This is a genomic window from Synechococcus sp. MIT S9452 (genome assembly GCF_047304245.1).
Lineage (GTDB): Bacteria > Cyanobacteriota > Cyanobacteriia > PCC-6307 > Cyanobiaceae > RCC307.
The window spans coordinates 2,067,651-2,079,384 of sequence record NZ_CP138956.1 but is presented as its reverse complement, the minus strand read 5'-3'; the positions used below and the strand labels follow the sequence as shown (position 1 = coordinate 2,079,384).

Genomic DNA, 11,734 nt, shown 5'->3' with positions numbered 1-11,734 from the left:
GCGCCAAGGACATCAGCCAGGTCCTCCACAGTGGATCGAAAAGGAGCTCAGCCGCCAAAGCAGGATGCGAGCTCAGCCGTTGCTGAATCGCCGTAGGGCTTGTCTTGGCCAACACCATCTCCGCGGCAGCCAACGCCGGCAAAACCTCCACGGTGTGTTCACAGCTGAGCCACTGAAACACCCCTCAGCCAAGGTGATGCTCTTCGATGACGTTGTGACCACAGGCGCCACCACCCAAGCAGCAGCAGAAGCGCTGAAAGCAGCTGGATATGGGGTTGTTGGAGTCCTCTGCCTGGCCCATAGCCAAAGCCTTTGCGAGGCCCCGATGGCTTAAGCTTTGCCCTTGCCCAATAGGGCTTGCCGGGATAGCTCAGTTGGTAGAGCAGGCGACTGAAAATCGCCGTGTCCCCAGTTCAAATCTGGGTCCTGGCATCGGCAATCGTTCAGGAAACTATTGGCCCTTAAGCCGATAGCAAAGGCATCTGGGAGTCGTCGTCTTCAGCTGAGAACTCCCCATCGTCGTGATGCTCTTGGTGCTCATCGATGAACGGCTCATGCTCAGCCTCGATGGGCTCAGCTTCAGGCTGAGCGAAGGCCTCAGCAGGTGATTCCACCACTTCGGATTGGGGTTCGGGCTCGGGTTCGGCACCCTCGGCCTCGGGGTTGAGCAAGAGGTGCAAGTGACGGACTTGTTGCTGACCTTCCTCGAGCAGCTGGTCCACCTCTGGTTGATGCTCACCACCACGAGCATCAGGAGCGGTCTCCAACGCCAGGAGTCGTTCCTCTGTGGCAAGCAGACGCTTGGTTAACTCGGCTGTGAGATCAATCAAGCCATGGAGCTGCTGACTGAGACGTTGCTCAACTGACGCCGCGGATTCGTTCTCAAACATTCCGGCAAGCCCCAAAGGAAGGACGCGCCGATCGTATCGATGCTGTTTGGCCTGTCCATCCCCCGAAGCCATGGCAGCATCGCCTTGGCTTCAACGGGTCATGAACGACAGCTTGGATCGCCTGACCCGCTGGTTATGCGGGAGCTTCAGCAACCAGCAACAAGCATTTGAAAATCCTCCTCTGTATGGGCACATCCATGTGCGCTATAGGCCCTTGGGGCAGCTTGCACCACGCTCGCTTCTGATTGAGCAGGCCTACGCCATTGCTCCCAAAGAGCCCTATCGCATTCGAGTGGTCAGACCCTTGCTCTGCTCAGAACAAGGGCTCAAAGTCATGAACTACACCCTGGCTGAGCCACAACGTTTTTTTGGCGCTATCGACGATGCTGAGTTGCGCGCCGAAATTCGTGAAGACGATCTCACCCACCTCGAGGGATGCAACTACCTGGTGAGCGATCAGGGCAACCATTTCAGCGGCAGCGTCGAGCCGGGATGCCGCTGCAAGGTTCGCCGTAAGGGGCGCGATTCCTACTTAGTCAGTGAGTTTGTTCTCAGTAACGGCTCGATGGAAACGATTGACCGCGGCCACGACCCTGACACCCATGAGCAGTTGTGGGGGTCTCTGCCCGGTCCGTTTCTGTTTGAGCGCAAAGAAGACTGGTCAGATGAACTTCTTCCGTTATGGGGTGGACTGATGCAGGGATAGCGGCCATAAAGTCTTGACTCTTGGGCTCACCCCATGCCGCCAGCCCTGGAAAATGAGCTCAAGGATCTGCTGAGCAGGGCAGGACAGCAGCGCGAAGTGCTGCTCGATTCCGGCGCAGGAATGGTGCGCATTGACCTCAAGGCCGACAACGTTGCGTTGTGGAGCAACACCCTCACTGACGTGGGCGCTGACACCAACCTGCTGCTGGCTTGCGAAAGCAGCACTGGGGAGCTGAGCTCCACCCGTTTGACCTGGGTTGTCGGCGCCGCCATCCGTCCCGCTGTGATCGAAGACAGCAGTCACGCTCAAAAACTGCTGCAATCCCTTGGCGCGTCGTCTGCCCAAACAGCCTTGGTTGCTCAGCAGTGCCCTGGCCTTGGGGAAGCCGTGACCTGGGCCCTTTGGCTGGACCGCCATGGCTGGCTGAGCGCCTCACCGGTGCCTCGCTCTGGTGAGCTGACCTGGCTGATGCCAGCCCAACCGTGAGCGCACCAACTAACGACACCATTCGCCAGCTGGCCGCCAAGGCACAAGTGCTGGGCTTGCCGCAACATCCCAACCTGAGCGAGAGCAGCCGCCAGCTGCTGCAACACGCTGATCAAGAGCGGCGCCTGCTCAGCAGCAGCGAAATCCAAAGCCTGTGCCAACTCAGCGGAGTGATGGCAGCACCGCTGGAGCAACTTCAAGGTAAAGCCCAGCCGTTGGTGGACCAAGCACGACGTGACCTATTGGAAGCCCAACCCCACTTGGTGAAAACGGGAGGGGCGCTCTACCCAGAGCATCGTGCTGAAGCTTGCTGGCGCGACTGCTTCCATTTCTTGCGCGTCTGCTGCTACGCCGTCGCTGTCGCCCAGCCCAAGTTCACCAATCCCCAAGGCATGGCAGCCCTGGGCGAGTTGTATGCAGTACTTGGTGTACCTGTCGATGGGCTCCTGCTAGCCCTGGCCCGTCTGCAAGAACTCGCGTGTCAGAGCTATCGCCAAGCAGCCCCATCGACGGATGCGGAGCTATTAGATGCCGCCTTCTCTGAACTGCGATCCCAGATCCACTCCTGCGTCGTTACGAGCTGCTAAGTCAAACCAGTAGCCCTCCTAGGCAGCTCCAAAATGAGCTTCCTCTAAATCACTCAAGCCAACGCCATGGCGATCCCGCTGCTGGATTATCCGCTTACCTCGCAGAACGCCAGAGTTAGCAATTTGGCCGGAGATCTTCATGACAACGGCCTAGCAACCATCAGCTATGGCGGGGCAGGGCATGACTCATACAACGCAGAAGTCGATGGATTAATCGAAAAGGCTTACAGGCAAATTTTCTTTCACGCGATGCGGAGCGATCGCGATGTTTTTCTGGAGTCACAACTACGCAACGGCAACATCACTGTTCGCGATTTCATCCGCGGCCTGTTGCTCTCCAAGCGCTTTCGCGACGACTACTACCAGTGCAGCACCAACTACCGGATGGTGGATCAGGTGGTTGGCCGGGCCCTAGGCCGCCCAGTTCATGGCGATGCGGAACGGCGGGCCTGGTCGATCGTGATTGGCGAGAAGGGCTTCAACGCCTTTATTGATCAGCTGCTCGACAGCGATGAATACATGGGCAGCTTCGGCTACGACCGCGTTCCAGAGCAGCGCTCACGCAAACTTCCTGGTCGAAGCACTGGTGAAGTGCCGATCTATCAGCGTTTTCCCCGCTATGGCGCTGACTGGAGAGACAGCATTCAAAAGCGAGCTCCTAGTGCGAACTTTCAATCAGGCAGTACTCGTCCGCTGCAAGCCTCGGCTGTATGGGTTGGAGGCAAACCTCCAGCGTGGGCCCTCAAACTTTGGCTGGGCCTGTTTGCCGTTGGTGGATTCGAATTGGGTCGAATCCTGCTGACTGTTGCCGCTGAAATGCTGAGCACGTCAGGGACGTAAGCACAATGGGTGAACAGCCCTGACAACAGAGAACGTCTTTGAGTACGAACGCCCAGCCTCTGGCTTTGCAGCAGTGGGAGCCTCCAGAGCTGACCAAGCCTGATGCAATCAAGCCTGGACCCATTGATGCCCGTGGGGCGGATTGGAGTGCTCAGGCACTGCCGGCACTGGATCTCAGCAAAGCCAAGTTATGCCGCAGCGATCTGCGAGGAAGCGACCTCAGCCAATGCAATCTTGATGGCGCTGATTTGCGGTTAGCCCGCTACGACGCAGCCACCCGCTGGCCTGAAGGTTTTAACCATTGCGAAAGCGGGGCCGTTGGTCCTGGGGCTCGACTCAGCGGGGTGTACCTGAATAACGCTGATCTACGCGGCATGGATCTACGCGGCTCAGTGCTAATGGGCACTTATCTCAGTGGATCTGACCTCAGCGGAGCCCTTTTGGATGGGGTTCGGCTCGCTGGGGCAGACCTCAGACAAGCCGTACTCAGGGGTGCTAGTTGCCTCGGGACACGCTTTGGCAATGCTCAACTGGACTTTGCAGATCTACGCGGCGCCGAACTGACCGATGCATCACTGGAAAACGTTGAGTCTCTACGTGGAGCCGATTTCACTGGAGCCCATGGGGTGGAGGCCTTCCGTGGAGCGCTGCTGCAACGGGAGCCAGAGGAGCTGGACGCCTGGAACCCTCTGACACGGTCCACAACACGTTCCAGCCTGGAGCTGCCAGAACAGGCTGGCTCTATGGATTGATCATCTCTTATCCCTGACAGCGCAAGGGAAGCGAGAGATTGAGCTTTATAAACAAATGCCTGGGGTTGCGGGCATTTGTTCGACGATACGTCGGCGCGTTGTACCGGAACACCCGTATGCCCTTTGGTCCCGCTTCGCTATTGGGTGTGGAGCGCTTCGACACCGAAGCACCCGTTGAGCTCATTCCAGGCGATGCCGACGCCGAGAAAGAGCAGATCATTCGTGCGATCTATCGACAGGTTCTCGGCAACGCCTATGTGATGGACAGCGAGCGACAGGTCGTTCTCGAGTCCCAGTTCAAGCTCGGCGAAATCAGTGTGCGGGAATTTGTCCGCCGCCTCGCCAAGAGCGATCTCTATCGCAGCCGTTTCTTTGAAAGCTGCTCCCGATATCGCTATATCGAATTAGCTTTCCGCCATCTTCTTGGTCGTGCCCCGGCTGATTTTGAAGAGATGAGAGCCCATGCCGAACGGCTCGATTCCAAGGGCTACGACGCCGATATCGACAGCTTTTTGGACTCTGGGGAATATCAGGATTACTTCGATGAGTGGACTGTTCCCTATCAGCGCGGCTGGAAAACCGAAAGCTGCGCCACGATGCAGGAATTCACGTGGAGCTTCCAACTTCTGCGTGGCAACAGCAGCAGCAGCCTGAAGGGCAGCCTCTCAGGCAATCGCTCCAAACTCGGTGGTGCGGTTTATCAAAACAACCCCATCCCAGTCATTCCGCCTTCCTCGCAAGAGGCGCAGGGATGGAGCTTCCGCCCTGCAGGCAACATGCAGGACGCCGCCACCAGACTCGGTTCCAGCGCAGGAGAAGAAGGGCGCACCTACCGCGTTGAGGTCACCTCATACAAGGCCAACAACGTTCGGCGTATTTCGCGTTATGTGAAATCCAACCGTGTGTATTACGTGCCTTTTGAAAAGCTCTCAGAGCAGTTCATCAGGATTCACCGAGAGGGAGGAAAGATCTCAAGCATCACCCCTGTTACGTAAGACCAATCCCGTCAGTTCACTCTGATCTGACCTCATCGATCCTCACCTACACCACCCCCAGCCCACTGAACCCATGTCCGGCAACCAATCCACCTCCCTCGGTTTCGGCGCCACCACCAAATGGAGCCAGCCTGTTTCATTCCAGCGCAAGGGCGCCGGAAACAAGGGTGCAGCTCTCACCATCGGTGAATTTCTGAAGCAGTCCTGCGATCAGATGCAGATCGGGGTGGGGCCGCGTAGTCATGAGGACTGCCCTCATCGCGTCACCACCGAGTGCTACAGCCCAGACGACGCGGCTGCTCTTGATCAGGTCATTGCTGCTGCATACCGCCAGGTGTACGGCAACGCTCATGTCATGGACTTTGAGCGCTCGGCAGAACTCGAGGCCCAGCTCTGCAATGGGGACCTAGATGTCCGCAACTTCATCCGCGGTCTGGCCAAGTCGAGCTTCTACAAGAGCCGCTTTTTCTCAGGCGTTGCCCCCCAACGCGGCATCGAACTGAACTTCAAGCACCTGCTGGGACGCGCGCCCCATTCCCAGGCTGAGGTCTCAGCCAAGGTGGCTCTGATGGCTGAGCACGGCCATGACGCCGTCATCGACAGCCTGGTTGATTCCGCTGAATACCTGGAAGTCTTTGGCAGCGACATCGTTCCTTACGCCCGCGCCTGGAGTTCCCCTGCTGATCTGGCAACAGCAGCTTTCCCAATGTTGGCTGCCATTCAAAGAAGTTTTGCTGGCAGCGATAGCGCCCGTGGCGGCAGCAGCTCACTGACCAAGAGCTTGGCCTCTGGATTGGCTCCCCGTATTTCCGTTCCAAGCCAAGCCGTTGGGGTCCGTCCTTCGGTCAGCTACACCACTGGCCGCTTCAGCAGCAAGGACCCAGGAGTGACCTCTGGTCAGGATTCAGCCCCAATGCGCGGCGATGCCTACGTGTTCTTTGGCTTAGGCCAGCGGGAACAAGAGACCTATCAACGCTGCCCCGGTGATGGCCCAGATCAACTGAATGCACTGATTCGTTCCACCTATAAGCAGGTGATGGGTAACCCCCACCTCATGGAGTTCGAGCGTGCCATCTCTGCTGAGAGCAAGTTCATCGATGGGTACCTGAGCACACGCGAATTGGTTCGCGCCATTGGCCTGTCAGCTGAATACAAGCGTCGTTTCTTCGAAACAAATGCGCCTTATCGCTTCATCGAGTTGAACTTCAAGCACTTCCTTGGACGTGCTCCTCAGTCCCAGGCTGAAATCAGCGAGCACACCAAGATCCTTGCTGAAGGTGGATACGAGGCTGAAATCTGCAGCTATGTGGATTCAGAGGAATATCAAACAAACTTCGGGGAGGACACGGTTCCCTTCGCCCGCATCCTCAGCGAAAACGGCCGTGCTCAAGTTGGATTCAACCGCCACCTCAGCCTTGCCGAGGGCTTTGCAGCCAGCGACACCGTGCTCAGCAGCTCCTCCTTGGTGAACTCTGTCGCTACCGGCATGGTGCCAAGCGGCTGGAGTGCAACCACCAGTCGGATCAACCGCACCGGCACCCAGTCCGGCGCTCCTGATCCCACCAAGAAGCGTTTCCGCATTGTGGTGGCTGCCCAAACAGCTCGCTCCCGTCAGCGCACGGCAAACTCCACCTATCTGGTCTCCGGCAAGGACATGAGTGCTCAGATGAAGTACATCCACTCTCGGGGCGGAAAGATCCTTTCCGTCACTGAGGTGATGTAGGCCAAGCAAGCCAATCCAAAGCCCTCTCCTCGCTATGTAGACAGGAGGGGGCTGAATCCATGCACACTCCATTCCCAGCCCAATGACTGAAATCACAACGCTGTCAGCACAAGCAAATACAGACCTTGGTCATGCCGCTGATGTGATTCGAAGGGTTTATAAGCAGGTTTTTGGCAACAAACACCTGATGGAATTGGATGTCAACGAATCACTTGAGGCCCTCTTCATCAACGGGGATCTCAGTGTGCAGGGCTTGGTAACAGCCCTGGCTCAATCTGACACCTACAAACGTTTATTTCTGGAGCCCAACAGTCCTTATCGGTTCGTCGAGCTGAACTTCAAGCATCTGCTGGGACGACCGCCCCATGACCAGGCTGAACTCATGGAGCATGTGCGTCTCTTCGCGGAAGAAGGCTACGAGGCTGAAATTACGAGTTACACCTACAGCGAAGAATATTTAGCTGCTTTTGGTCTGGACCAAGTTCCCTACAACCGTGCAATGGGAACAACTGCCGGTGGCAGAACAGTGAACTACCAGCGAGCAAGTGCACTTGACGTTGGCTTTGCTGGTTTTGACGGCAACAAGACTTCCCGCCTGTTGAAGAGCTTGGGAACTGACAGCGTTCCTGCCTTGAATGAGCGCAAAGCCATTGGCACAGCTGGTAGTTTCACGATTAGCTGGACTTCACGGGTGCAAGTTGGTGCAAACCGGCGCGCGGTCCAGAAGTCCGTCGCAAGCCAAACATCCCTCTCAGCAACGATCAGGGGAATTCAGGCTCAAGGTGGACGCATTCAGACAATCGAACCGAACACCTAAAATTCGGCATTACGGCAAGACCAGAACTGAATGGATATATCGACATTTGTCGAGCTGAGCCATGGTGAGTGGCGCTCCATGCGGAGTGGACACTCACTTGCTTTTCAATATTTCGAAGAGGTGCTCAGCGAAGTCAAAATTCAATGCCTTGACATAGATGATGAAGCCGTCAGCAAACTTGCCAACTCAGTCAAGGCACTAAAAGGAGAATTAACCGCACCATTCAGCATGGAGTGGGAAGCAGAAAGTGACTGGGAGCCAGATGACCCAACTGCTGTTTCTGCCGGTCACTGTATTTTGATTCCCTACCAAATTGATCATTCACACGGACAAATCATCCGAAGTGTTGGCTATGCCGAAGCTGAGCAAGCCATCACTGATTATTCATTTAGCTCAGACGGGACTCTAGTTTTAAGAACGGTCTACGGACAATCCATTGCTGAAGAGAGAATTTGGTTTGCCTCCGACAATGTCCGCTGCAGATCCTCAGTTTTAAAAACCTCAGAAGGAAGCGGAATACTACAAACATCCTTTGCCTCGGAAGTTAGAAAAATCAGCAAGGTATAAACCACTAACTTTAATGTTGAGCACTGCAGAACTAATCCTCTTTGCCAAAACGCTTGGAGGCATCTACGACAATCTGGAACAATCGCAGGCAAACCCAAAAGAGTTTGCCAGGATCAATATTTTTTTCCGCCCCCTCCCATGGTGTGTCTTTGAAGGGCCTGGTTTTTACTCCGAACAATGCTATGACTATGCACCGTGGGATCCATACCGGCAAGGCATACACCGACTAACACTTCGCGAAGATGTTTTTCTCGTTGAAAATTATGGCTGCACTAATTTCAGACGACTTGCAGGAGCAGGACGCGAGCAAGATCTACTAAAATCTTTAAAACAGTGTGATCTTGAAGCACGATGCGGCTGTGACATGCATTTCAAGCTAGAAAAGCCAGGCCATTACGTTGGATCAGTAGAGCCAGGCAAGAAATGCCTTGTGCCCAGAGATGGGAAAATGACCTATCTAGTTAGCGAAGTAGAAGTTGATCAAAATCGCTGGATCAGCCGAGATCGAGGGTTTGATCCCGAGACGGATGCACAATGCTGGGGTTCAGAACATGGAAAACTAAGATTCAAACGCGTTGAGTGGCTCAATGAAACCATTGAAAACGAATGGCTTTCAAAACTCCATAACGGATGACAGCCGATGACCATAAAAAGCAGATGAAATGCTGGATCAGGTCCCAACATCTGATCTGCGAAGGAAGTGATTTTATTTTTGAGACTGTCGACCAGACTCAATTGGAAAAGTTTGAGATCTGCCTTGAAGCACTTGGGGGCCGGCTTAGGAGTATCAAAGCCGTTGGCAATTGGCCTATGGGACCAAAAAGATCATTCAAAATTCTTCGCGCAACAGCTAGTGTGCCGAGACCTGGTGGCGAAGATCTTGTTACTTACTGGGCGAAAAGAGGTAGCAAATCAACCCGCTACTCTGAAATCAACAGCTAATCGCTAAACCAGCCCATCCAAGTATCCTTAGAAAAATCAGTGTGCTTGCTCCATCGCCTCAAGATCGTGAGTGAATCAAAGGCATAGCCATGTGATGTGGCAATATCAATCACCTGATCCTGGTTAAGAGCAGCTTTGATCTCATCTCTCACCTCTTGATTACCACGAGCAAAAGCAATGAAAGATTCCAAAATCGAATCTTTTTCGGCATCCGAAGCGGAAAGCGTCATGGGCTGCTGTTAAATCAGAAGCATCTGATCATCTTAGGCAAAAAATCCTGATTGCGACTGCCCGAGGCGATCATTCCATCAACATCGCTCTCCAAGTGGGTGTCTGGCGAAAAGCCCAGGACCAATGAGAAGTCTCGCACTCACGAATCTTGCTTTGCGCAGCAGGATCGAGCGTTAACCAATCAGCATCCACATGAGCCTGCCATTCACCCAAATCAACAGAAAAGCCTTGAGAGTTGGCATAAGCCACGATCTCCGCGTGCGTCGTACAGCGCTTCAGGCCCGTTGCGATGGCGTGGTCATAGACAACCGCTTTTAGAAAGACCTCTAACTGAGGAGTGTTCATCCTCAGCAGGCCTCAATCCAAAGGGCAAAGTTCACGTTCTTGCAAATCATCTGCAGAACCAAGGGTCCTCCGGGGCAACGCAGAAGGCGCCAAGGGATATCGGCAGCTAATACGCCTGAGTCAATCGTGATCTTCGGAGGACTCGTCGCTTGCTCGTAGGGAATCAAGGCTGATCCTGTGAGCGCAGGCTCAATGCGTTGCACCAGGGCTTTCAGGTCATCAATCGTGTTGAGCGCATTGAGCTGAGTTTGATTGTCAGGGCTGGCCTCAATGGCTTTGACAAATCGAGGCAACGCTTGTTCTTGCTCTGGAGATACAGGCATTGATTGACCTAATGTTGATCTCAGCAGGCGAGCATACCAGGACTAATGCACCCTCAATAATATGTAAAGATCAAATGATTAATACAGAAACAATCAAAGATACTTAGAAACCAGGACGCAGAATACTGATTGCAGATACCAAGACCCCTTGGCATGGCATTGACATGATAAAATGTGGCTACAAGGTCAGCCAACGGCTCTTGGCGCAGATTCCAGCCCGCGTCGACCCAAGATTTTGACCTCTGGCGAGTCAATCGCCAATTGGAACTATTAATCAAAAGGCTCATCAATGCCTGAACGTTTTGACAATCTTGTAGAAGGCCTTACTGAGGAACGTGCGATCAGCGTCATTCTGGCTGACCCGGACTCACTGGAGCGACCCGTTGATAAATACATGGCAGCAACACGGCTTGGTGCCAGTGACAGCGAACAGTCCCTGAACACACTGATCGAAGCCGCACAACTCAGTCCTGACAATCTGTTTGATCGGATTACCAGAAGAAAAGCCCTCGACGCCTTGGGACGGCGGCGTCACCCCAAAGCACTGCCTGTTCTGTTTGCAGCATTGAACTGCAGCGACGAATCGGCTGTGATCAACGCAGTGGACTCGATCACAAAAATCAGCTCCGAGCTGGATACCGAGCAGAAAAAGCAGCTTCTTCAGGCCCTGGGAGGAGAGGACATCCAAAAGCGGGCCGTGATCCAAGCCCATACACGGCTTGGAATTGAAGGCGCAGACCATGCCATCAAGCCGTTTGACGAAGACCCAAATCCACTGGTGTCGGGCGCAGCCAGGGCCTATGGGTCAAAAGTTCATGGCAGAACAGCAGCGTTGGATCCTTTGGTCCCCCAACTGGTGGACCAAATCGCTGGTCGACGTCGATCTGCTGTGATTGATCTTGGCGATGCAGGGGACGTCAGTCGACTCGAGTCACTAGTGACAGCGCCGGTCTCAATGTCCCTACGAGCCAGAAGTGCCTTTCAACTGGTTGACCCGGGAAAAACCTGTGTTGTCCCTCGGGAATACGAAGCACTGATCACTCAATTACTCCAGGACAATCCACAAAATTTAAAACTGAGAACGGAATGGATCTGTGATGTGAATGCCGATGAGATCGAAAATAATCTTCAACACAGGGATGAAGCACGTCAATACGGTGGCGCTGCAAGCCTGATGTCGATGGAAGAAGAGGAAAAACTCGCCCTGATTGATCGAATCAAAGACAAGTTATGGAGTGATTACGTCACGCATTACTACCTCACTGCCGTGGTCAGCCTTCAAAAGATTGATTCCAGAAGCGAACTGGTCCGACTGGCCCTGGCTGAAACCATTCCTCAGTACACCAAATCCAGGATTGCCGCTGCTTGGGGCTGCTTGGCGATGGGCCTGAACGATCAAGCTGAACTGTTGGAGCAACTCGCGGCACAGGCTCAGTGGTTACCACTGAAATGGACGTGCATGCAGGTGCTTAAAAAGTTGAAATAAGCAGGAGGAAATACTTAATCCCAGCCAGAGCAAAAAGCTCCTAC

17 protein-coding genes and 1 tRNA gene are annotated in these 11,734 nt (G+C 54.3%); 14 read left to right on the top strand and 4 right to left on the bottom strand.

The window, feature by feature from the left end:
• Positions 1-64 precede the first annotated feature (64 nt).
• Together SIB46_RS11100 and SIB46_RS11095 are read left to right on the top strand one after the other, a co-directional pair.
• Positions 65-334 carry a hypothetical protein gene (locus SIB46_RS11100; protein ID WP_413296193.1) on the top strand — a complete coding sequence of 90 codons (270 nt, stop codon included), beginning with the start codon at positions 65-67 and terminating at the stop codon, positions 332-334.
• A gap of 25 nt (positions 335-359) precedes the next feature.
• Positions 360-432: transfer RNA gene (locus tag SIB46_RS11095), tRNA-Phe, on the top strand.
• A gap of 29 nt (positions 433-461) precedes the next feature.
• Here the strand turns inward: SIB46_RS11095 and SIB46_RS11090 are convergent.
• Positions 462-890 carry a hypothetical protein gene (locus SIB46_RS11090; RefSeq protein ID WP_413296192.1) on the bottom strand — a complete coding sequence of 143 codons (429 nt, stop codon included), beginning with the start codon at positions 888-890 and terminating at the stop codon, positions 462-464.
• Between the two features lie 70 nt (positions 891-960).
• On the opposite strand from SIB46_RS11090, the gene SIB46_RS11085 reads away from it, so the two are divergent.
• The 11 genes from SIB46_RS11085 (at position 961) to SIB46_RS11035 (ending at position 9,305) form a co-directional block, all read left to right on the top strand.
• Complete coding sequence (locus tag SIB46_RS11085; protein ID WP_413296191.1) at positions 961-1,596, top strand: chromophore lyase CpcT/CpeT; 636 nt, start codon at positions 961-963, stop codon at positions 1,594-1,596.
• Between the two features lie 33 nt (positions 1,597-1,629).
• Positions 1,630-2,082, top strand: a complete 453-nt coding sequence (locus tag SIB46_RS11080) for a hypothetical protein (protein ID WP_413296190.1) — start codon at positions 1,630-1,632, stop codon at positions 2,080-2,082.
• Complete coding sequence (locus tag SIB46_RS11075; RefSeq protein ID WP_413296189.1) at positions 2,079-2,669, top strand: phycobilisome polypeptide; 591 nt, start codon at positions 2,079-2,081, stop codon at positions 2,667-2,669. The genes SIB46_RS11080 and SIB46_RS11075 overlap by 4 nt, the downstream gene beginning before the upstream one ends.
• A gap of 66 nt (positions 2,670-2,735) precedes the next feature.
• Entirely contained in the window at positions 2,736-3,509 is a 774-nt protein-coding gene (locus tag SIB46_RS11070) for a phycobilisome rod-core linker polypeptide (protein WP_413296188.1), read from the top strand.
• A 38-nt stretch (positions 3,510-3,547) separates the two neighbouring features.
• Positions 3,548-4,261, top strand: a complete 714-nt coding sequence (locus SIB46_RS11065) for a pentapeptide repeat-containing protein (protein WP_413296187.1) — start codon at positions 3,548-3,550, stop codon at positions 4,259-4,261.
• Positions 4,262-4,377: 116 nt separating this feature from the next.
• On the top strand, positions 4,378-5,256 hold the full coding sequence (locus tag SIB46_RS11060) for a phycobilisome rod-core linker polypeptide (RefSeq protein WP_413297782.1): 879 nt from the start codon (positions 4,378-4,380) through the stop codon (positions 5,254-5,256).
• A 73-nt stretch (positions 5,257-5,329) separates the two neighbouring features.
• Positions 5,330-6,979: a phycobilisome rod-core linker polypeptide gene (locus SIB46_RS11055; protein ID WP_413296186.1), complete on the top strand. Its 1,650-nt coding sequence runs from the start codon at positions 5,330-5,332 to the stop codon at positions 6,977-6,979.
• Between the two features lie 82 nt (positions 6,980-7,061).
• Positions 7,062-7,796, top strand: a complete 735-nt coding sequence (locus SIB46_RS11050) for a phycobilisome rod-core linker polypeptide (RefSeq protein WP_413296185.1) — start codon at positions 7,062-7,064, stop codon at positions 7,794-7,796.
• Positions 7,797-7,826: 30 nt separating this feature from the next.
• Entirely contained in the window at positions 7,827-8,363 is a 537-nt protein-coding gene (locus SIB46_RS11045) for a phycobiliprotein lyase (RefSeq protein ID WP_413296184.1), read from the top strand.
• 13 nt (positions 8,364-8,376) lie between these two features.
• Positions 8,377-8,997 (top strand): chromophore lyase CpcT/CpeT, encoded by a 621-nt coding sequence (locus tag SIB46_RS11040; protein ID WP_413296183.1) that lies wholly within the window; start codon positions 8,377-8,379, stop codon positions 8,995-8,997.
• A complete protein-coding gene (locus SIB46_RS11035) occupies positions 8,994-9,305 on the top strand; it encodes a CpeR family transcriptional regulator (protein WP_413296182.1) in 312 nt (103 codons plus the stop codon). The genes SIB46_RS11040 and SIB46_RS11035 overlap by 4 nt, the downstream gene beginning before the upstream one ends.
• Here the strand turns inward: SIB46_RS11035 and SIB46_RS11030 are convergent.
• From SIB46_RS11030 to SIB46_RS11020, 3 genes are all read right to left on the bottom strand, one after another.
• Positions 9,302-9,535, bottom strand: a complete 234-nt coding sequence (locus tag SIB46_RS11030) for a Nif11-like leader peptide family natural product precursor (protein ID WP_413296181.1) — start codon at positions 9,533-9,535, stop codon at positions 9,302-9,304. The two genes, SIB46_RS11035 and SIB46_RS11030, sit on opposite strands and share 4 nt — an antisense overlap.
• Positions 9,536-9,605: 70 nt before the next feature.
• Positions 9,606-9,881, bottom strand: a complete 276-nt coding sequence (locus tag SIB46_RS11025) for a Nif11-like leader peptide family natural product precursor (protein ID WP_413296180.1) — start codon at positions 9,879-9,881, stop codon at positions 9,606-9,608.
• A 2-nt stretch (positions 9,882-9,883) separates the two neighbouring features.
• Positions 9,884-10,204 (bottom strand): hypothetical protein, encoded by a 321-nt coding sequence (locus SIB46_RS11020; RefSeq protein ID WP_413296179.1) that lies wholly within the window; start codon positions 10,202-10,204, stop codon positions 9,884-9,886.
• Positions 10,205-10,493: 289 nt separating this feature from the next.
• Here SIB46_RS11020 and SIB46_RS11015 point away from each other — a divergent pair, with 289 nt between their 5' ends.
• Positions 10,494-11,690 carry a HEAT repeat domain-containing protein gene (locus tag SIB46_RS11015; protein ID WP_413296178.1) on the top strand — a complete coding sequence of 399 codons (1,197 nt, stop codon included), beginning with the start codon at positions 10,494-10,496 and terminating at the stop codon, positions 11,688-11,690.
• Positions 11,691-11,734 lie beyond the last annotated feature (44 nt).

Excerpts from the sequence above, each read along its gene's own strand:
- SIB46_RS11100 (WP_413296193.1), top strand. The coding sequence starts at position 65 with ATGCGAGCTCAGCCGTTGCTGAATCGCCGTAGGGCTTGTCTTGGCCAA.
- SIB46_RS11090 (WP_413296192.1), bottom strand. The coding sequence starts at position 890 with ATGTTTGAGAACGAATCCGCGGCGTCAGTTGAGCAACGTCTCAGTCAG.
- SIB46_RS11085 (WP_413296191.1), top strand. The coding sequence starts at position 961 with ATGGCAGCATCGCCTTGGCTTCAACGGGTCATGAACGACAGCTTGGAT.
- SIB46_RS11080 (WP_413296190.1), top strand. The coding sequence starts at position 1,630 with ATGCCGCCAGCCCTGGAAAATGAGCTCAAGGATCTGCTGAGCAGGGCA.
- SIB46_RS11070 (WP_413296188.1), top strand. The coding sequence starts at position 2,736 with ATGGCGATCCCGCTGCTGGATTATCCGCTTACCTCGCAGAACGCCAGA.
- SIB46_RS11060 (WP_413297782.1), top strand. The coding sequence starts at position 4,378 with ATGCCCTTTGGTCCCGCTTCGCTATTGGGTGTGGAGCGCTTCGACACC.
- SIB46_RS11055 (WP_413296186.1), top strand. The coding sequence starts at position 5,330 with ATGTCCGGCAACCAATCCACCTCCCTCGGTTTCGGCGCCACCACCAAA.
- SIB46_RS11050 (WP_413296185.1), top strand. The coding sequence starts at position 7,062 with ATGACTGAAATCACAACGCTGTCAGCACAAGCAAATACAGACCTTGGT.
- SIB46_RS11045 (WP_413296184.1), top strand. The coding sequence starts at position 7,827 with ATGGATATATCGACATTTGTCGAGCTGAGCCATGGTGAGTGGCGCTCC.
- SIB46_RS11040 (WP_413296183.1), top strand. The coding sequence starts at position 8,377 with ATGTTGAGCACTGCAGAACTAATCCTCTTTGCCAAAACGCTTGGAGGC.
- SIB46_RS11035 (WP_413296182.1), top strand. The coding sequence starts at position 8,994 with ATGACAGCCGATGACCATAAAAAGCAGATGAAATGCTGGATCAGGTCC.
- SIB46_RS11030 (WP_413296181.1), bottom strand. The coding sequence starts at position 9,535 with ATGACGCTTTCCGCTTCGGATGCCGAAAAAGATTCGATTTTGGAATCT.
- SIB46_RS11025 (WP_413296180.1), bottom strand. The coding sequence starts at position 9,881 with ATGAACACTCCTCAGTTAGAGGTCTTTCTAAAAGCGGTTGTCTATGAC.
- SIB46_RS11020 (WP_413296179.1), bottom strand. The coding sequence starts at position 10,204 with ATGCCTGTATCTCCAGAGCAAGAACAAGCGTTGCCTCGATTTGTCAAA.
- SIB46_RS11015 (WP_413296178.1), top strand. The coding sequence starts at position 10,494 with ATGCCTGAACGTTTTGACAATCTTGTAGAAGGCCTTACTGAGGAACGT.